This window comes from Campylobacter pinnipediorum subsp. caledonicus, from assembly GCF_002022005.1.
Taxonomy (GTDB): domain Bacteria; phylum Campylobacterota; class Campylobacteria; order Campylobacterales; family Campylobacteraceae; genus Campylobacter_A; species Campylobacter_A caledonicus.
In genome coordinates this window covers 1,271,688-1,291,979 of record NZ_CP017258.1, presented here as the reverse complement: position 1 = coordinate 1,291,979, position 20,292 = coordinate 1,271,688, and the positions used below count along the sequence as shown (strand labels likewise).

General features: G+C 27.2%; 19 protein-coding genes. 5 read left to right on the top strand and 14 right to left on the bottom strand.

Annotated elements, in window-relative coordinates:
• Positions 1 to 24 precede the first annotated feature (24 nt).
• The 7 genes from CPIN18021_RS06575 to CPIN18021_RS06545 form a co-directional block, all read right to left on the bottom strand.
• Positions 25 to 795 (bottom strand): septal ring lytic transglycosylase RlpA family protein, encoded by a 771-nt coding sequence (locus tag CPIN18021_RS06575; protein ID WP_418226050.1) that lies wholly within the window; start codon positions 793 to 795, stop codon positions 25 to 27.
• Entirely contained in the window at positions 782 to 1,996 is a 1,215-nt protein-coding gene (locus tag CPIN18021_RS06570) for a lytic transglycosylase domain-containing protein (RefSeq protein ID WP_078397714.1), read from the bottom strand. The genes CPIN18021_RS06575 and CPIN18021_RS06570 overlap by 14 nt, the downstream gene beginning before the upstream one ends.
• Positions 1,997 to 2,004: 8 nt before the next feature.
• Positions 2,005 to 2,793, bottom strand: a complete 789-nt coding sequence (locus CPIN18021_RS06565; protein ID WP_078424683.1) for a TatD family hydrolase — start codon at positions 2,791 to 2,793, stop codon at positions 2,005 to 2,007.
• Entirely contained in the window at positions 2,790 to 4,046 is a 1,257-nt protein-coding gene (locus CPIN18021_RS06560; RefSeq protein ID WP_078397712.1) for a GGDEF domain-containing response regulator, read from the bottom strand. Before CPIN18021_RS06560 ends, CPIN18021_RS06565 begins: the two co-directional genes overlap by 4 nt.
• 104 nt (positions 4,047 to 4,150) lie before the next feature.
• Positions 4,151 to 5,665, bottom strand: coding sequence for an AAA family ATPase (locus CPIN18021_RS06555; protein WP_078424682.1), 1,515 nt, complete (start codon positions 5,663 to 5,665; stop codon positions 4,151 to 4,153).
• The gene (locus CPIN18021_RS06550) at positions 5,662 to 6,522 is read right to left on the bottom strand and encodes an NAD(+) kinase (protein ID WP_078424681.1); all 861 of its coding nucleotides are present in this window, start codon (positions 6,520 to 6,522) and stop codon (positions 5,662 to 5,664) included. Before CPIN18021_RS06550 ends, CPIN18021_RS06555 begins: the two co-directional genes overlap by 4 nt.
• The gene (locus CPIN18021_RS06545) at positions 6,512 to 8,842 is read right to left on the bottom strand and encodes a GGDEF domain-containing phosphodiesterase (protein ID WP_078424680.1); all 2,331 of its coding nucleotides are present in this window, start codon (positions 8,840 to 8,842) and stop codon (positions 6,512 to 6,514) included. The genes CPIN18021_RS06550 and CPIN18021_RS06545 overlap by 11 nt, the downstream gene beginning before the upstream one ends.
• 93 nt (positions 8,843 to 8,935) lie before the next feature.
• Between CPIN18021_RS06545 and CPIN18021_RS06540 the strand changes: the two genes are divergently transcribed.
• Positions 8,936 to 9,475 (top strand): hypothetical protein, encoded by a 540-nt coding sequence (locus CPIN18021_RS06540; protein ID WP_078423644.1) that lies wholly within the window; start codon positions 8,936 to 8,938, stop codon positions 9,473 to 9,475.
• On the opposite strand, the gene CPIN18021_RS08955 is transcribed toward CPIN18021_RS06540, so the two are convergent.
• The gene (locus tag CPIN18021_RS08955; protein WP_162272897.1) at positions 9,467 to 10,945 is read right to left on the bottom strand and encodes an EAL domain-containing protein; all 1,479 of its coding nucleotides are present in this window, start codon (positions 10,943 to 10,945) and stop codon (positions 9,467 to 9,469) included. The genes CPIN18021_RS06540 and CPIN18021_RS08955 overlap by 9 nt on opposite strands.
• Positions 10,946 to 10,988: 43 nt before the next feature.
• On the opposite strand from CPIN18021_RS08955, the gene CPIN18021_RS08950 reads away from it, so the two are divergent.
• Positions 10,989 to 11,228: a hypothetical protein gene (locus CPIN18021_RS08950; protein WP_162272896.1), complete on the top strand. Its 240-nt coding sequence runs from the start codon at positions 10,989 to 10,991 to the stop codon at positions 11,226 to 11,228.
• 617 nt (positions 11,229 to 11,845) lie between these two features.
• Here CPIN18021_RS08950 and ciaB read toward each other — a convergent pair.
• Positions 11,846 to 13,669, bottom strand: coding sequence for an invasion protein CiaB (gene ciaB / locus CPIN18021_RS06530; protein ID WP_078424678.1), 1,824 nt, complete (start codon positions 13,667 to 13,669; stop codon positions 11,846 to 11,848).
• Between the two features lie 114 nt (positions 13,670 to 13,783).
• Here ciaB and CPIN18021_RS06525 point away from each other — a divergent pair, with 114 nt between their 5' ends.
• Genes CPIN18021_RS06525 through CPIN18021_RS06515 form a run of 3 tightly spaced genes read left to right on the top strand, consistent with a single transcriptional unit; the run spans position 13,784 to position 15,829 of the window.
• The gene (locus tag CPIN18021_RS06525) at positions 13,784 to 14,785 is read left to right on the top strand and encodes a DUF8341 domain-containing protein (protein ID WP_078423641.1); all 1,002 of its coding nucleotides are present in this window, start codon (positions 13,784 to 13,786) and stop codon (positions 14,783 to 14,785) included.
• Positions 14,782 to 15,303: a hypothetical protein gene (locus tag CPIN18021_RS06520; protein WP_078423640.1), complete on the top strand. Its 522-nt coding sequence runs from the start codon at positions 14,782 to 14,784 to the stop codon at positions 15,301 to 15,303. Before CPIN18021_RS06525 ends, CPIN18021_RS06520 begins: the two co-directional genes overlap by 4 nt.
• Positions 15,296 to 15,829: a hypothetical protein gene (locus CPIN18021_RS06515; protein ID WP_078423639.1), complete on the top strand. Its 534-nt coding sequence runs from the start codon at positions 15,296 to 15,298 to the stop codon at positions 15,827 to 15,829. Before CPIN18021_RS06520 ends, CPIN18021_RS06515 begins: the two co-directional genes overlap by 8 nt.
• Before the next feature lies 1 nt (position 15,830).
• Here CPIN18021_RS06515 and CPIN18021_RS06510 read toward each other — a convergent pair whose 3' ends face one another.
• The 5 genes from CPIN18021_RS06510 to mobB are packed head-to-tail and all read right to left on the bottom strand — an operon-like array spanning position 15,831 to position 20,274.
• Positions 15,831 to 16,808, bottom strand: a complete 978-nt coding sequence (locus CPIN18021_RS06510; protein ID WP_078423638.1) for a hypothetical protein — start codon at positions 16,806 to 16,808, stop codon at positions 15,831 to 15,833.
• A complete protein-coding gene (metG, locus tag CPIN18021_RS06505; RefSeq protein WP_078423637.1) occupies positions 16,809 to 18,713 on the bottom strand; it encodes a methionine--tRNA ligase in 1,905 nt (634 codons plus the stop codon). It lies immediately after the preceding gene.
• Between the two features lie 21 nt (positions 18,714 to 18,734).
• Positions 18,735 to 18,938, bottom strand: coding sequence for a hypothetical protein (locus tag CPIN18021_RS06500; protein ID WP_078423636.1), 204 nt, complete (start codon positions 18,936 to 18,938; stop codon positions 18,735 to 18,737).
• Positions 18,931 to 19,791 carry a class 1 fructose-bisphosphatase gene (locus tag CPIN18021_RS06495; RefSeq protein WP_078423635.1) on the bottom strand — a complete coding sequence of 287 codons (861 nt, stop codon included), beginning with the start codon at positions 19,789 to 19,791 and terminating at the stop codon, positions 18,931 to 18,933. Before CPIN18021_RS06495 ends, CPIN18021_RS06500 begins: the two co-directional genes overlap by 8 nt.
• Positions 19,792 to 20,274 carry a molybdopterin-guanine dinucleotide biosynthesis protein B gene (mobB, locus tag CPIN18021_RS06490; protein ID WP_069636826.1) on the bottom strand — a complete coding sequence of 161 codons (483 nt, stop codon included), beginning with the start codon at positions 20,272 to 20,274 and terminating at the stop codon, positions 19,792 to 19,794. It abuts the gene before it with no gap.
• Positions 20,275 to 20,292: the final 18 nt, after the last annotated feature.

Genomic DNA, 20,292 nt, shown 5'->3' with positions numbered 1-20,292 from the left:
ATTAAAAAAGATTATTTCTAATTCCTAATCCCTTAGTATATAAGCACCATTAAAGTGACCACTTTTTGCAAAATCTCTAGCCTCATCTTCACTTTTAAATCCTGTTAAAAACACTCTGTACATTTTAAGGTTGTCTATTATATATGTTTTTATTATGGATTTGTAACCTAATATTTGTTTGTGTTGATTTTGATAAATTATTGCACCATTTTTGTTTCTAAAAGCACCTATTTGAACCATAAAATTCCCACCAACTATGCTTTGGCTTTGATTGCTTGGATAATTTTTTTGTTCTGAAAAGTTTTGACCTGCAAAGCCAACTATATCTAAAATGACAGGTGCTGTGCCTGTTGAAATCATAGATATTTTTTCAGCAGCAGCTTTTGAAAGATCTATTATTCTGTTTGATACAAATGGACCTCTATCGTTTATTCTTACTGTTATATTTTTGCCATTATTTAAATTTGTAACTTTAACGATTGTGTTCATTGGTAAAGTTTTATGAGCGGCTGTTAGGTTATACATATTAAATATTTCGCCATTTGATGTTTTTTTTCCATGAAAATTTGGGCCATACCAACTGGCTATTCCTCTTTGCGTATCTCCTACTTTTACTACTGTGGGATAATATGTTTTACCATTTATTGTATATGGTCTCATTGTTGCTTTTTGAATACTTTTTGAATTATTTATTTGTGTATTAGTTGGCCCAATTGGATAGTATGAATTGGTATAAAAACAGCCATTTAATAAAAAAAGTATAGCTATAAATGATATTTTTTTAAGGAATGACAATAGATGCCCCTGTTGTTAGTATATCAGAACTAGCAAAAGCATTTGCCTCTTTTATGTCTTTTATGTTTACATTAAATTTCTTAGATAATATTTCCAAGGTGTCACCTTTTCTTACTATATAGTTTTGAAATTTATTTTTATCAGATCTTGGTATTATTATTTTTTGATTTATCGCTATTTTACTTGTTGTTAGATCGTTATATTCTTTTATTGCTTTGTGGCTTACTCCTGAGCTTTTTGATATGCCGATTAATGTATCACCTTTTTTTACTGTATATGTATAAAATCTATTATTGTATTTTATTGGTTTGAAATTTTGATTAAAAATATCTTTTTTGTTTTCAGGTATATACACATAGTAATTTTTGGCATTTGGAGGAGTAAATGCAAAGTTTAGATGTGTATTATCATCTCTTATTTTCTTAACACCAACACCTATACTCTCTCCAATTTTTTTTAAAGAAGTGCCTCCTGGAATAGCTACTCTTATTAATTTTGCACCTTTTTTATTTAATAAATTAAAATCAGGAGATGAAGTGAAGTATTGATTTTGTTCTATAAAAGAAGCCCTTATTATCTTCATTATAAAATTTCTAGTTTCTTTTGGGAGATATCTTTTTTTAGGATCCAATAAAGTTTCTAAATCATCAGTATTTGCTTGTCTTATAGCCTTTCTTAATTTTCCTTCGCCGCAATTGTATGCTAATATCGCTAAATACCATTTTCCAAATCTATTTTTTAGACCTTTAAGATACTCCGATGCTGCTTTTGTAGCTTTTACGGGATCTCTTCTTTCATCAACATATTTGTCTATTTTAAGTCCATGAACCTTAGCTGTTGTTGACATAAATTGCCATATTCCAGCTGCTTTTGCATTTGAAATAACCTTATTAGAAAAACCAGATTCTACCATTGCTAGATAAAAAAATATGTCAGGCATACTAGCTGCTTGTAAAGTATTTTTTATCGTTGGTATATATTTGTACCCACTTTTTAATTTTCTTGAAAAATCATCTACTTGATTTTTTGTAATACTTTCGGTCATATTTTTAAAATAGTTTGTATTTGCAAAATTGTAAGGTATATCTAATTGTTTTAAGATTTTTAATTGATTTTCTTGTGAAATATTTGCAAACAAATTTACATTGACAGCACTAATACATGCGAATACTAAAAGTATTTTAATTATTATATTTCTCATTTTTCTCCTTAGTTATTAAAAACTTTAAATAATCTTTTTGTGTTATCTAATACTATTTTTTTTATCTCACTTTCTTCTATTTGTAAAATTTCAGACATTTTTTTTGCAACTAAAGTTGTATATAAAGGTTCATTTCTTTCGCCTCTGTAAGGATGGGGTGTAAGATATGGCGAATCAGTCTCTATCAATAACCTGTCTGTTGGTATTTTTGGTAAAATTGAAACTAAATTTTTTGCATTCTTAAAAGTCAAAACCCCGCCTATCCCAAAATAAAAATTTCCTATTTTTGCTAACTCCAATAATAACGGAGAGGCATTATAACAATGTAAAATAGCTCCACTTGTAAGTTTTGAAGAATATTTTTTAAGTATATTAAAACTATCTTCATTTGCATCTCTTATATGTAGTATTAGAGGTTTTTTTAATTCAATTGCTATATTTATTTGTTCTATAAAAATTTCTTTTTGTTCCTCTTTTTCTTTTATTTTGGCATTTTCATCGTTAGGTAATCTGTAATAATCCAACCCGCATTCGCCAACGGCGATACATTTTTTGTGTTTTGCAAACTTCATAAGTCTTTTTTTATCAAAAGTGTCTTTGTGATAAGGATGAACACCTATCGCAAAAAAAACATCATCGTATTTTTCGCTAACACTTACGATTTTTTCCAAGTCATCGCCATCTGCGCCAGGTATCAAAAACCCTTTTATCTCATTTTTTCTAGCATTGCTAATTACTTGACTTAAATCACTATCATATTTTATATCATCAAGATGGCAATGTGTGTCTATTATCATAAATTAGCTATCTCCACTCTGTTTCTGCCATTGTCTTTTGCCCTATATAAGGCTTCATCTGCTAGCTCCATTAATTCTTCTAAAGTGTAGTTTTCGTTTCCGAATACCAATCCTATTGATGATGTTATTTTTATTGTTTTATCTTTAAAAGTTATCTGCTCATTTGCTATTTCGTTTCTTAATGTTACAAAAAATTTAACAGCATTTTCATTGCTTGTATTTTTTAAGACAACACAAAATTCTTCCCCGCCAAATCTAGCTACTATGTCATTACCTTTTGTCTTTCCAATAAGAATATTAGAAAAACATTTAAGTACTATGTCTCCAGAATCGTGTCCATATGTGTCATTAACATTTTTGAAAAAATCTATATCAAATAATGCTATTGCAAATTGTTCGTTTTGCTCATATGCGTGGATTGTATAGTTTAGCATATTGTCAAAAAAGTATCTTCTATTATAGGCACCAGTTAAAAAATCTTTATTTGCAAAATCTGCTATTTGTTGTATGTTTTCTATGGCTTCTATTGTATTATTTACTCTGCAAATTATCTCTTCTTTTTCAAAAGGTTTGGCTATAAAATCGTTTGCTCCATGCTTTAAAAACATTGAAGTTCCAACATTTGCATCAGGAGTTGTCATTGCTATAAAACCAACTTCATTTTTGTCTTTATTTTGTCTGATTTCATCCAGCAACTCGAGTCCGTTTTTAACAGGCATGTTATAATCTGATAAAATAAGTTTTACATCTGGATTTTGTTCAAAATAATTAATAGCTTCTTCACCGTGAGCTGCGGCAAAGACTTCAAATTGTAAACTTTTTAATATGTTTTTTATAGAGTTTCTAAGCGTCATAGAGTCTTCCGCTATTATAACTTTATATTTTCTATTTTTTATAAGGCGATTTATTGTTGAAAATATATAATTCACATCGTTTACATTGCTTTTATAAACATAATCAATTATGTTCTTTTGAAGAAATTCCTCTTTTGTTTTTGTATCAACACTTCCAGTTAGAACTATTACATTTAACCCTCTTGATAAAGCGTAGTCTACTATCTCTCCATTTGGAGCATCTGGTAAGTTTAGATCTAATATAGACAATAGATATTTATCTTTTTCATTCATAAACAACTGTGCTTCAGCAAAACTATATGCCACATCTATCTCTAAATTTTCAATTTCTTTTGCAATTTTTCTAGCTAATAATTTTGATAAAGTTTTATTGTCATCAACTAATAAAATTCTTTCCATGAGTTTTATGCCTTGTTTTTTATTTATGCAATATAAATTATATCATGAACATTTTATCAAAAAAATTTTTGATAAATCTTAAATTAAAAATTAATTATATTTTATTATTTCAAGAGTTCTTTGGCAAATTGTATAGCTTCATTGCTGATATGTTCGCCACTTATCATTCTCGCAAGTTCGTTTATTCTTTCTTGATTTGTTAGTTCTTTTATGGTTGATAAGTTATCTTTTTTTTCTATTAAAAAATGAGAATTTGCTTTTGAACTAAGTTGTGGCTGGTGTGATATGGCAAAAATTTGATAAAATTGTGATATTTGAACCAATACATTTGCTATGCTCATCGCCTCTTTTCCACTTAAATTTGCATCTATTTCATCAAGTATAATTACACCATTTCCGCTGTTTGTTATCTTGCTTTCGCTTGCTATTAATGCAAGTCGTAGTCTATTTATTTCACCTGAGCTTAGCTTTGATAAGCTTGTTTGGTTTAGGGTTAGTATAATAAGATCTTTTCCGAATTCGCTTATATTTGTAGGTTCTATTTTTAGTGTTATGTTTTGCATGTATAAATTATTTAGATATTCGTTTATGATGTTTTGAAGATTTGAAAGTAGAGATATTCTTTTATTTGTTATTTTTTCACAAATTTCATCTTGTTGTTCACTTATTTGGCTATATTGTGCTTGTAAATTCTTTTTTTCAAAGCTTATATTTTCGTATCTTTGTAATTCTTCTTCTTTCTTTCTTAATGTTACTATTGCTTCTTTTTCGCTTCCATATCTTTTGATTATAGAGTTTAAGTCTTCAATTCTATCTAATATTTCTTCCACGTTTATATCATCAAGTTCATCTATATTTAGCTCGTCTCTTGCTATTCTTAATGCATTCATTGCTTCTTCAAAAAAAGAGCTATCTATATCGCTTATGTTTAAGGCTTCTATAACACTATGTTCAAACTCAAAAATATTTTCAGCTTTATTCCAAGCTTGTTCTATTTTATCTTTTTTGCTTAACATTTTTTTTATTTGCATTAGCTCTTCAAATTCGCCATCTTTGGGATTTATGTTTTTTATTTTTTCTATTTCAAATCTTGCAAATTCTTTAAGCTCTTCTATCTGTTTTTCATCATTTTGTATTTTTTCTAGCTCATTTTTTATTTTTTTATAAGTTAAATTAATTTGTCTTAATTGTTTTAAATTTTCATTGTGTTCTTTGTCGTTTGCTAATGTATCTATGATATTTAAAAATCTTTCATTTTCAAATTCATTTATTTGTTTTGCTGATAGAAATTTTATATGTTCATTTGCTATGTTTGCAAGATTTTTTTTAGATATCGCTTGAGAGTTTATAAAATATCTTGTTGAGTTGTTTTTTGTCATTTTGAAGCTATTTATCTCTTCATTTTCTATACCAAATTCTTGCATTTCAAACTGATAGTTAACATCAGCTTCTATTACTTTTGCCTCGCTATCACTAAGACCAAAAGCACTCATTATAGCAGACATAAACACTGATTTTCCAGATCCGCTAACTCCTGTAAAAACACTAAGTCCTTTTTTAAACTTAACTTCTACTTCACTAAAGCTTAAATGATTTTTTATATAAATTCTTTCTATCATTGTTGTCCCCATCTGAGTTTTTCTTTTAAAACTTGAAAATAATCCCTTTGTATATGTCTTATTAGTCTTGCTCGTTTTTGACTCAATTTAACTTTAATACTATCATAATCTTTCATTTTGAATGTATCTTGCCCATCTATAACCAAGACTTCATCTTTATAAGCTTTAAATTCTACATAAAAATCTTTTGGTAATATAACCGGTCTTTGAGTTAGAGAGTGAGAACAAATAGGCGTTATTGCAAATACATCACTAAGTGGATATATTATTGAACCACCGGAACTCATATTGTATGCTGTTGAGCCAACAGGAGTTGTTGCTATAACTCCATCTCCAAAATAAGAATTAAAATATTCTCCATTTAAATAAGCATCAACCAAAGCATTTGATACAGGTTTTGCTCTCATTATAACAGCATCATTAAATGCTATTTTATGTATCTCTTCTTCTTGATTATTTTTTAGGATGACATCAAGCATAAAAGGCTCTTCTATCTGAAATTTGCCATTAAAAAACTCGCTAAAAAAATCCTCAGTTTGCTCCATAGTAATATCCGTTAAAAAGCCTAAATTTCCAGCATGTATACCAAGAACATATGGTGAAAAATCACAACATTTTCTGCACGTAGAAATAATAGTTCCATCTCCACCAAGAGATATTATAAAATCACTTTTTTTTGCGATAGCCTCTAATGTATACCCGGTTTGATTTAGCTTATTGGCTATACTTTCCTCTGGTAAAATTTCAACACCATATTTACTTAATATATTTTTTAATTTATTGAAATTTTGAGTAAAGTTTGAGGTTTTTTTTGCAACCAAGCCAACAAATTTTATGTTCTTATAATCAAGATTCATTATTTTTTCTTAAAAAATTTATAAAATTATCAATGCTCATAGGTTTTGCAACAATATATCCTTGCACTTCATCGCAATTTAATTTTTTTACTAATTCTAGTGTTTCCTTGTTTTCTAAACCTTTTGCAATTGTTTTTGCGCCTATTATTTTTCCAAATTCTATAATTGATTGGATTATTTCTTGCTCATCTTTGCTTATATGTATATTTGATATCAATTTATTTGCTATCTTTATATGACTAATCTTATATGTCCTAGTGTACAATAGCGATGAACATCCAGCTCCAAAATTATCTATACAGACATTTACACCAATACGTTGCAATCTTATAAATATATTTTCTAGTATATCTTTTGAATTCATCCATATAGATTCATCTAATTCAAGCATGATATATTTTGGATTTACTTCGTAATTTTTTAAATTTTCTTGGATTTTTTCTATGAATTCTAACAAATATATTTTATTAGAAAATATGTTTATACTTATTATTGGCGGTTTTATATTTAATAATTTAAAATCTTTTATGGTTGATGATATTTTTTGTATAACAAATTCAAAAAATTTATTAGCAATATCAGTTTTTTTTGCTATTTCTATAAAGCTATTTGCTTCTAAAAATCCAAGTTCTGGATTGTTCCATCTCAGTAGTGCTTCAGCTGAAACAATTTTATTTGTTTTTGCATCCAATACTGGTTGGAGATAAATTTCAAATTCTTTGTTAATTTGAGAGTTGTTTAATAAAATATCAATTTTAGAGTCATGTCGCAATAACCTGCTTATTTCTTCTGTATATATAAGAGGATTTAAAGAAGGCGCTTCTTTTGCAAAATTCATAGCTCTATCAGCATTTATTATTATTGATTTTGCATCTTTTTTGCTATTATAATCAGATATACCTATTCCAACTATGCAGTCTAATGCAAAATTGTAAGATTCTATTTGAATATTTTCTTTTATAGATCCTATTATTTGATTTGCAAAATTTAATAAGTTTTTTTTGTTTTTATCTTCGAATTTAGCCACTATTACAAACTCATCAGCATTTAATCGACCAACTAGTTTGTTTTCATCACACAAAATCAATAATCTTTTGCCAACAATTTTCAAAATTTTATCACCAACAATGTATCCATAACAAGAGTTAGTTAGTTTGAATCGTTTTATATTTATATAATATACAGCTATACATTCATTTTTTGTTTGTTTTTCTAACAATTCGCTAATTTTGTGTATTATAAAATCATTGGTGTGTAATCCTGTTAAGTAGTCTTTTTCTATTAGTTCTTTTAGCTTTAGGTTTGCTATAATTAATTCATTTGTGTGCATTGCAACTTTTTTTTCTAGTTCATTTGTTAAATTTTGTTCTTTCTTTAAAAGTTTGTTGCTATATATTGTATTTTTTACATAATAGCTAAGTAGAATATGTCCAAAAATTATTAAAAGGATAAAGATTGACATTTCAGCTTCTATATTTTTTTGAAATATTACAGGTATAATACTTATTATAGGCATCCACTTTGCTATTATTGAAAAATTGATATTTTTTTGTTTAATAACTCTATTTGCACCTTGAAACTCATAAGCCCCAAACATTATTATCATAAATGGAATTATATAAAATATATTTAAGAATCTATTATCTAAATGATTTGAATCAACCATATCTTTAAAATATGTTATATTTATCAGAGAGAGTATGACGCATGATATGATTACATAAAAAATACTTAGATTTATTGATATCTTATTGCTAGCAAAAAGCGCATTTAATACAAAAAATAAAATCATAAAGCTAAAAATAATAGAAAAAAATGCTGAAAATTGAGTTATATTTTTTGTTATGAGTATAAAATTATAATCTTTAAAAAAGCTTATTAAAAATACAGATAACATTAAAAATATTCCAAGCGCATCGTTTAATATTAGCATTTTATCTTCTGCTTCATGTTTAAACTTTTTATAAAAATAAGAGCCTGTTCCAATTAAAATAAAAAAAGTAGGTATCAAATACGCAATGTGTAAAAAACTATACTCATTATAATCTTTTAATAATATAAATTTATATATATACCAATTTAAATCACAAACTATCCAAAGAATAGAAGATAGACTTAAAAGTATCCAAAGTTCTCTTTGCTCTCCTAATTTAGATATCGAAGCATATATTTTTTTTGAAATTACTGCCATAGCTATTAATTCTATCATGTAAGACAAGAATGTAAAATTAAATAAATAACAGACAAAAGATATAAAAATTGATAGTAAAATAAACATTGTTATGTATAATTTACCAAGCTCTTTGAATCTAAAATTCAATTTTTCTCCTAATTATTGTTGGATTTAGATTATACCATAAAACATTTTTCAGATATAATCTTTTTCAGATATCTTAAATTGGTGAGGCAAAATATGACAAAAAATATTTTATTAAAAGATAATGATTTGCTAGACTTTTATACTTTTATGGTTACATCTTCAAAAAAAGCTAGAAATACAAAAATTTTTAACACGATTGGTGTTTTTAGTGAAATCATGATAGCCTTTTTTATCTTAGGGTTTATGTTGGAAAAAAATATTTTAATAATTGTGGGGTTTATTCTATCATTTTTTTGGCTATTTTTCTATCCATTTTTTTTAAAAAATAAACAAAAAAAAATACTTAAGAGTTTTAAAATAAACAACAATATTAAAAATATGTATATTGATGTGTCAGATAATTATATTGCATTTTATAGTGATACAAAAAAAGATGAAAATACATTTTTAATTGATAATATTAGTGAGATTTATGAGTGTAAAAATATATTTATTGTATTTATATCTGATAGTATTCATATAATTATTCCAAAAAATATAGAAAATACAGATATAGTAAGATATATAGCTAAAAAAGCCGACAAGAATATATTGGTTTTTGAAAGTTTAAGTTATAATGATTTTTTAAACTGATATTTGATTTTTTAAAAAGCATTCAAAATCTTTACTTTCTAATGGTTCGCTCCATATAAATCCTTGTATTTCATCACAACCTATATTTTTTAATACTTCTAGTTGTTCTTCGCTTGAAACACCTTCTGCTATGGTCTTTATGTTCATAACTTTTGCTAATGATACAATCGCTTTCACTATGTCTTTGCTTATTACATCTGTTCTTACTTCATCGATAAGTTTTTTTGTTATTTTTAATTTGTTTATGTTAAATTGTTTGATTGCGCTAATTGATGAAAAGCCAGTGCCAAAATTATCCATAGATATATTTATATTGTTTTGTTTGAATATATGTAATATCTCTTTAGCTATATCATAGTTGTCACTAAAGTCTAGTTCTGATATTTCTATGTTTATCCATTTTGGATCTATATTATTTTTTTTGATTAAATTTATTATATTATTAGCAAAGTTAATTCCGTCCATTTGTTTTGAAGAGATATTAATGCCTATTGATAAATTTGTTTTGTATTTTTCGTTTATATATTTTATGTATTTTACTGAATTAACTACAACCCATTTTCCTATTTTTATAATAGTTGCATCTTGCTCTGCTATAGGGATAAATTTGCTAGGTGGTATATTGCCTTTGCTTGAAGAATTCCATCTAAGAAGTGCTTCAAATCCAATTATCTTTTTATTTTTTATATTAAATTGTGGTTGAAATATAAGTCTAAATTCTTTATCAAAATCAGCATTTTCTAAAAGATTTTTTATGTGATAATCTTCCCATTTTATAATATTTAAATCTTCAGTATATATATAAAATGGTATTGGTGTATATTTTTTTGCTACATTAAGAGCCATATTTGCTTGAGATATCAAGTCTTGGACTTTTATTTGGCTTGTCTCAGTTGAGCTTATTCCTATTTTTGCCGATATTTTTATTTTATTGTTTTCTATAATTAGAGGTTTTTGTATATGGCTTAATAGGCCGTTAGCAAAATCATTATAATCAATATCTGTATTTTTTTCTTTTATCGCTATTAATATATCGTCTCTTCCAAATCTTCCCATGATATAATATAATTTTTTGGAAATGAATTCTTTAATTCGATTTGTGGTTTGTACTATAATTTGATCTCCTATTTGATAACTATAGGTGTTATTAATATTTTTAATATTTTTAATATTTATTATATATAAACTAATCACAGTATGATATGATTTTGTAGAAATTAATTCTGACAATTGAGCTATAAAGTATGGCCTATTAAACACTCTAGTTAATGCATCATACATTACTAATTCTTTTAGCTTTATATTAGTGTTGTTTAGTTCGTTTAGTCTATTTTGTTTGGTTATATTTAGCCTTATGATCGCTTTTTTTTCTTTTTCAATCATCTCTTTGTTGTATTTTATGCTTGAAAGTTGATAAGTTAATACACTATAAAAAACCACAATCAACATAGAAAAAATTATATACGTCATATTTAAGTGTTGTATATAGAAACTAGACAATATTGGGACTAACATGAGAAAAGATAACTTTTTTATTAATTTTGAGCTTGTTGGCTCGAATGATGCTATAAAATTTTTATCATTTTCTTTTTGTATTAAAAAGCTAGATAGTGTTGCTGCTAAAAAAGAAATAGAAAAAAATATTTCAGATACTATATATGATATATTTTCATTTTTTATAGCACCAAATATATCTAAAATATCGTTTCCAGAAAAAATAAGTATTGATACCGTTAATAGATATAATGAGTAGTCTTTTTTTAAATTTTCAATACAAGTGTATAGTATTGCTATTGTTGTTATATTAAAAATATCTATTATTAAAAATAGTCCGTTTAGGATATGATCTTTGTATGTTTCTATGTCTTCAAATTCATTATCAAAAATAATAAATATAAAAAGACTAATTGATATAAAACTGGTAAATAGTATATCTGTAGCAATTTGTCTTGAATTTGTATCTTTAAGGTAGGTTTTATAAATACATATTGTTGTACAAAGTATAATTAAAGTCGGGATTAGATATATTGAGTTTATAATAAAACTATTTTGGTTGGAGTATAAAAATAACCATAAAGTGTCGCATATGCCCCATGCAAAAATATATCCGAAAGTAAATAACCAGTACTTTTTTATTTTATTGTTTGCTATTGATATGTTTTTGTAAATTATTATAGACATGTATAAGTTCAATACAACACTTAATACATGAGAAATAATATCATAATGAAGAAATAGACTAATAGCATAGGCACAAAAAATTGTTATAATTTGTATTAATGTTGAAGTATTATCTTTTTTAATATTGTTTATTAGTTTTAACAAAGTTTCACCTAGTATATTAAGTTTTTGAGCATTATAACAAAAAAATTATTTTATTATATTTTGCCACTTTTCCCATTCTCCACTTTCATCCACATCATTTCCTATATCTTTGTATCTTTCATAAAAATACAAAACAAATTCTTTGGTGTTTACATCTTTTGGTAAAAATGTATTTTTATGCTCTTCGCAAAATATATTTAAAAATTCACTCGCTTCTTTTTTGTCGGCATAATGTTTTGCTAGATTTTTATAGTTGTTTAGACAAATTTCTTTAAAATTTTTATATGACAATTCACTAAAATCAATACTAAGTTTTTTGTTCTTAAATGATAAAACCCCGCTTTGAAAAAGTAAGCTAAGGTGTATAAGCCCTTCGCAGTAATAAGCTCTTACTTCATCTACTTCCATCCAAGCTATAAGCCCTATCGCACGTGCAATTAGCTCGTGAAATACAGCCATTTTATACTTTTCATCTTTATTTAAAAAGAAATTTACAAGTCCGCCGGTAGTAGCCTTATACTCTTCTATAAATTTAAATACCCCGTTTTTATTCATAAGCAGTTCTGTATCATTGTCTATAAATAAAATATGTCCAAATTCGTGTCCTATTGTTGAAATTTCATATACTTTTTTCCAAATTTCAGGTTTTGTATAAAGTATTTCTCTTCCAAAATTTAAAAAATCTTTTTCAAATATCTCAGAACTAAGTTTCATGAACGGTTTCGCTTTTGCACTTTCGTATATATAATTTACAAAAGCAAATATCTTTTTGCCACACATTTTACTTACTTTTTCATCATTTGGCACAACTTGAGCGCTAAATAGACCATTTAGCTCGGCACCATAATAAACAAGTGGCACAGAAACATAAAGTTGTGTTCTTTGTATATTTGATATAACTTGATTTTTTATGTTTTCATCTTGCAAATTTATCTCTTTGCTTATATGCTCAAAACTTTTTTGTATATTTGATTTAAAACTTTCTTCGTCTATGCCATCTTCATCGACAAGCCTTATATCCCATTCTAATGCTACAGCGTGAGTATAAGCATCTTCATAATATTCAAGTGGATGTGCTGGTTGAATTTTATCTCTTACATTCATCCAGCAAATTTCTGCTTCTTGCCAAGCTTTTATAACCTTGTCGTTATCGTTTTCTAAAAATGCATTTTTTATGCTTTTAAAATAATTTATATATGATTTTTCGTTTTCATTTTTACAAAGTTTTTCTAAATTTATTAGACCAAACTCAATTTCGTTTGCAACATCTAATACTTCATCTTTAAATACAGTTGCGTATGGAAAAAATTGATATTTTTCGCCGGTTTTTATGATGGCTCCATATGTTCTATCTGCTTTTTGATTGTCATCAGTTTGAAAAAGCTTGTTTTTCTCGCAAAATTCACTTGCTTGTTTTAAATTTTTAAATTTTTTATCAAAATCTTTGTTTATGCCATCTATTATGTGTGATTGCCACAACTCTTGCCATTTGTTGATTTTTATTCCAACTCTATGCATAAGAGTTATAACCTCAGTAAAAAACTCATTTAATATCTTTTCTTTTTTTATTTTTATCAAAAGTTCAAAATGCATTTTTTCATGAATCTTTCGTGTAAAATCATACATTTTTTCTATCGCTATTTTTTGCTCTTCTTCACTTTTTCCAAGCTTTGTAAATTCATTTTTAAGGGGGTCTATTTTTAGATCAACTATTCTTCTTAATATGGCTATTCTCTCACTTTTTGTGCCTTGTAAATTTAAAATTTCAATTGCTTGTTTTATAATATCATTGTCTAGATCCTTATAAAGCGAGTTTAATTTTGCTCTATTTTCATTTACTAATTTATTTAATTTTTTAAAATCATTCATATTATTACCTAATTTTATTTTTGTTTTTATAATTATAGCAGTAATTTTTTAATCTTTTTTAATGCGTTTTTCGGTAATATGCTTTGATTAATATAAAGTGATTTTAGGAGCAGTATGAGCTTTTCTATACGCCGTATCTTTTCAAATTTATTTTTAAGTGTAGTTTTAGAAGGTTCTATATGCATGTTTTATGGTCGTGTATTTAAAAATGGTAAGGTTGTAAAGACCCTAGAAGCGACATTTACTGATATTGATACTGAAAATATAGACGATAAAATTATAGCTTATGTAAAACGACAAGAAGATGCATACTATGCTGTTTATATATCACTTTTTTATAACGACAACTTTCAGGGTGCTTTACCAACTCTTAATAAAGAAGAGTTTGAAAAATACAATATAAAAACTGATGATTTGCTCACTATTAGCATTGATAATTTTAGCGTGTATGCTGATATCGTTGCTGTCAATAAAGCTAAGAATTTATTTGGTGAGGGCAGTATAGACCTTCTTTATTCGCCTATTGCTCTTATGTTTCATGAAATTTCAAAGATAGGAATTTCTGAAAATACATCTTTGTATTTGTATTCTATGAATGATTCAGCAGCACTTGCTATTTTTAGCAAAAAAAAGATGAAATTTGCAACTTTTTTTAAGTTAGATAAAAATGATTATACAGTTTCTGATGAATCAGAATTTAATAAAGAGGATATTACAGATATAGACAATCTCATAGTAAAAGATGAAGAGGAGATGTCATCTTTAGATGGCTTAACTAGTCTTGATGATATAATCCAGGATGAAAAGCCTAAGGAATTTGAAGATTTGGGTTATGATATAAATATGCCAGAATCAAAAGATGTAGATGCTTCTGTTTCTATTTTTGGGCGTGATATGGGCATGTATCGTTATATAATGTCAGCTATAAAAGAATTTTACCTAAATCCTTTATATGATGGTGATTTTATACAAGATATAGTTGTTTTTGATAGCTCAAGAACGAGTGCTACTTTCTTACAATATATACAAACTGAGCTTTTTGTAGAAACATATGTTCATCAGGTGGATACATTAAAAAGCATGAATGAGTTAATGCAAAAGGAGATAAGTTTATGAGTTTTAGTTTTATAAAACCAGAACCAAGACCCATTTTTAGCATTTTTACAAAAGTTTGGATGATTTTGATATCATTTCTATTTGTATTTTTGTTCTTATCTAATTTGTTTATTTTGTATAAAAACTACTCCATAAAAAGCGATACTAATAGCTTAAAACAACAACAAATTGATCTTAATATGAACATAGAAAGCATGAATTCAATGATTGATAATTTAAATTCAAAAATTGAGGTCGGCAAAGATATACAAACTTCAAATTCTCTATTAAAACAAAGCCTACACAATCTTTTTGATTTGGTTCCTGATAGCATTACTCTTGAAGAGGTTATGATGGATAAGACATCTCTCATCATAAGAGGTATCACACCAACAAAAAATGTTTTTAATCAGTTGCTTTCAACGCCGTTAAAATCAATTTTTAACACATCTAATACAAGTTTTTATCAGATAAAAAATGGATGGTATGGATTTGTTAGCACAAATAAGATGGATAATTCAGAGGGATATAATGAGTAAAAAAGATACAAGTTTAGAAAATATAGACATAGTTAAACTTTTGCTTTTTATATTTATATTTGCTTTGATTGCCCTTATTATGGTTTTTGGATTTTTAGTTCCAAATATAAAAGAGTATAGAAAACTAAGTAAAGAAAACAACTCTCAGATGGCATCTTATGTTAAGGTAAAACAAGTATTTGATATGTATTCAAATAATTTAAATAGCATAAAACAAGATAATCAATTTTTGCTAAAATCTTATGATAGCAAATTTGATAAAGATGATTTTATAAAATTTACATCAAAGTTTTTCAAAAATGTATCTTTAAATCAAATAGATAAGACAGATGATAGTGAGTATTTTTTGTATGAGCTTAAAGTTACTAGTTTGGTAAAAACTCCAAAGAAGTTTTATGATTTTTTAGATAGCCTTGGTAAATATAGTAGCATAATAAAAGCCGAGTTTCCTATCAAGATGACTGGTGATGGGAAAAATATAGACATGACTTTTAATATCAAAGTTTATGGAAATAAACAAAAATAGTTTAAAAAAGAGTTGCTTCTTCTTTTTCGTTTAATCTTTCCATAAGCTCTTCTTTATTGCATAATATAAGTACATATCTGAAATTTTTAAAGCTTTTTATATCATTTAAGTTTTTAAAATACGCTACATTTTCTATATCCAGCTTTGTATTTTTACTAGCTGTTATTATTATATCTGATTGATCAAATTTATTAGCAAGATAATTTGCTTCTAGTTTAAAAAGTTCTATGTCATTTTCTACAATTATAGCTCTAAAACTTGTTCCAAAACTTACTGGATAGAAATTTTTATCTATAAATATAGGCTCGAAGTGATCTAAACTTTTTATTTCATTTAGCTTAAAATGTATATTGTTACCACTTAGTGTTTCTATAAGTGAGCATAAATCTTTTAAAAATATTTGTGGTATATTTATATTTTGATAATAAATTTCATCAAAAACAAAATTTACAAAAAACATAGAATTTGAGTTTATTATTTCTATATTTTTTGTAAGTGCTGTTGACTGATAATTTGGTGATAATTGATTTAAAATTTCTATATCATCACTAAAAAAAATGTCATTAAAATTAGCATTTTGAATAATTTTAAAAATATCATGAATCCTATTTGGTAGTAATTTTGCATTTTTTATATGTATGTTTGAAATAATTGACATTTGTATCTTGTTTATGTGATAAAAAACAAGTGATTTTTCGGAAGCCATAAACCTAACAAGCCTAATGATCGATAGTTGTATATCTTCAACTTTTATATATGCTACTTCTTTATCTTGTATAGAGTTTATCTTGGTTGCTATGATCGCATAGGCGCCATTACTTATGGCTTGGGATATGTCATTTTCATTTGAATCGTTTGAAAAAAATGCATATCCTCGTTTTATGGCTTTTGCGTCAAAACCAAACTCATTTATCTCGGATATCGCTGGAGTGTTGAGTAAGGTTCCGTTTAACAATCTACATAGATTTTCTAGTCTCATTTATCCTATTATTGCACCATTTTTTACTTTTGCATGTGTTGTAAGTAGTGTTAATTTTCCATCTTCAGCACTTAAAATCATACCTTGAGATATTTGTTTCATTATCTTTCTCTCTTTTAAGTTTGCTAAAACACATACTTGTTTGCCTATTAATTCGCTTGGCTCATAATATTTTGCTATTCCTGATAAAATTTGGCGTGGTTTTTCTTCGCCAAGGTCTATTTGAAATTTAAGCAATTTCTCGCTTCCTTCGACTCTCTCGCATTCAAGAACTTCGCCGACCTTGATAACAAGTTTTGAAAAATCATCTATGCTTATACTATCATCTTCTTTTTCTTTTTGTGTCTGTTGTTCTTGTGTTTGTGTATCTTTTTTCATTAGTTCTTCTTCTATTCGTGTAAATAATGGCTCTGTCTTTTTTGTTGTATAATCAATGATTTTATTTTCTAAGATAATATCTTGATATGATTTCGTATCAATTATAAATCCAAGTGCATCTGCAATTTTTTGTGTTGTTTTTGGCATACAAGGATTTAGTAGTATGGCGACTTTCGTAAGAAGATTTGCACAAAGTGCAACAAGTGCATTTGCTTCATCTTGCTTTGAGTCTTTTATTAGCTGCCACGGCTCATATTTTGCTATCACTCCATTTGCTAAAGATACTATTTTCCAAATTTCTTCTAGATATCTATTTGGCATTATATTTTCTAGATTTGCAATAGCATTTTGTATGTATTCGTTTGCTTCTTGTAATTCTTGATTATAAAATTTAACCAAATCTTTGCTTTGTATTTCAAAATTTGTATATTTTCCACTCATTCCGATTATTCTATTTAGTAAATTTCCAAGACCGTTGTTTAATTCAGAATTTATTCTATCTATTATAGCTTTTTGACTAAAATCTCCATCTTGACCAAAAGGAACTTCACGCAATAAAAAATATCTAAAATTTTCAAGTCCATAAGCATCAGCTACCTCTTTTGGATTTACTACATTGCCTTTACTTTTACTCATTTTTTGACCATCTCTTGTCCACCATCCGTGAGCTGCTACAGATTTTGGAAGAGGTAGGTCTAGGCTTAGTAAAAAAGCAGGCCAATAAACAGCATGAAATCTTAAAATATCTTTACCGACTAGGTGTATCGCATTATCCCAAAAGTCCATTCTTTTGTTATCTCTTGAGTATCCAAGCGTTGTTAGATAATTTACTAATGCATCAAGCCATACATACATAACATGTTTTTCATCATTTATCTGTTTTGGAAGTTTAATCCCCCAATCAAAGCTTGTTCTTGTGATGGATAAATCTTTTAATCCACCTTTCACAAAGCTTACAACCTCATTTTTTTTACCTTTTGGTAATACACTTTGCTCATTTTTCTCATACCAATCCAAAATCGCATCTTGATATTTTGATAAACGGAAAAAATAGCTCTCTTCTTTTACTATATTTGTTGGCTTTCCACAATCAGGACAGCAGTTATTTTCAAGAAGTTGTGTTTGTGTGAAAAATGTTTCACAGCTAACACAGTAAAATCCTTCGTATTCGCCTTTGTAGATGTCGCCTTTTTCATACATTTTTAAAAAGGCATTTTGTGCAGTTAATATATGCTCTTCATCTGTTGTTCTTATGAAATGGTCATAACTTATCTCAAAATCATCCCACAATTTTTTAAATTTACCGCTAATTTCATCTGCATACTCTTTTGGTGTTTTCCCTCTTTGTTGAGCCGCTTGTTCTATTTTTTGGCCGTGTTCATCAGTTCCTGTCATAAAATATGTATCATATCCTTGAAGTCTTTTAAAACGAGCTAAAGTGTCTGCTATGATTGTTGTATATGCGTGTCCGATGTGTGCAACATCGTTCACATAATAAATAGGTGTGGTTATGTATGCTTTTTTCATATTTTTTCCTTAAATAACTTACTAAAATTCAAATCCACCTTGTTGTCCTTTTGACATAGAGTTGTATACGCTATAAACATAACTCTTCCTTATTTCACATTTAAACAAGGCTTCGCAATCAAAACAAGTTTTTAAATTTTTATCTGCTTGGCATTGTTGTAATGCAATTGAATCTTGTTCTAATTTTAGTTCAAATTCATCTTTTGTGATTTGCTCTTCACTCATTCTTGTCACCATAAAATTTATAAAGAAGTTCTATCTCGTCTTTTGAACCAAAAAAGCAAGGTGTTGTTTGGTGTATTTTTTCTATCTTTGTTTCAAAAAGAGTTTTTGAGTATCCGTTGCTTGTCGCTCCACCAGCATTTTCATATATAAATGCAAAAGGTAAAACTTCAAATAATACTCTTAATTTTCCGTTCGGAGCATCTGTTGTTGCTGGGTAGCTAAAAATACCTCCACCTTTTAATAAAATTTGATGTAAATCACTAACCATAGCACCAGAATATCTTAGTCTATATCCTTGTAAAAATAGCTCTCTTATAAACTTACAATGATTATCACTCCAGCCTTTTTGTGTTGCTCCTGTAGCGTTTAGCTTGCCTTTGTGTTCTAGCTTCAGATCTTTTATAAATTTAAAATTATTTTCTTTATCTAGCCTATAAAGTTTTGGTAATTCATTTTTTTGTGTATTTTTTACAAGCTCAACTCTAGGTCCATAAATAGAGTATATCGCTGATATAAGATTTTCAGGTTTTAATTCATCTTCATATATTGCAAATATTGAACCTATTGCAAAATTTACATCAACCAAACTAGAACCATCTAATGGATCATAAGCAATTATGTATTTTGCATCTTTGTTTACCCATAAAATTTCATCTTTTTCCTCGCTCACGATAGCTTTTACTGAGCTTATGCTTGATAGGTTTTGTGTTATTATCTTGTCGCTTAAAACATCTAGTTTTAGTTGTGTGTCGCCAGTTGCATTAGCATGTTGTGTGTAGCCAAGATCTGCGTATTTTATCTCTTCGCTTATTTGTTTTACACTTTTTCCTATGTTTTTGATAATTTCTTCCATTTATACAGCCTTTGAATTTTTTAATATCCAATCACAAATTTCATCTATGTTGTCTAAATCTATATTTGTTATATTTGGATATGATATATCTTTTTTATATGTCGCAATTGCATTTGAAAAATCAAGATAGTCTTCATCTATATCATCTTTAAATATACTTATTCTAGGTAAGGGTAGTGTTTTAAGTCCTTCGACTAACAGTAGATCAAAGTCCCCAATCATTTTTATAACATCATTGAGATTTGATTTATCTTGTGAAAAATAAGTAGTTCTGGTTGGGCTTAAAACGACAACATCTGCGCCAGTTTGGCTAAATCTATAACTATCTTTGCCCTCAACATCAAATCTTGCTTTGTCTGCTGGGTCGTGTTTTATAACCACGACTTTTAATCCTTTATTTATAAAATTTTGTGCAACTTTTAGTATTAAGGTGGTTTTGCCACTATTTGATGGTCCAGAAAATGCGACCGCTAACCTCTTCATAATTAAAGCCCTTATTCG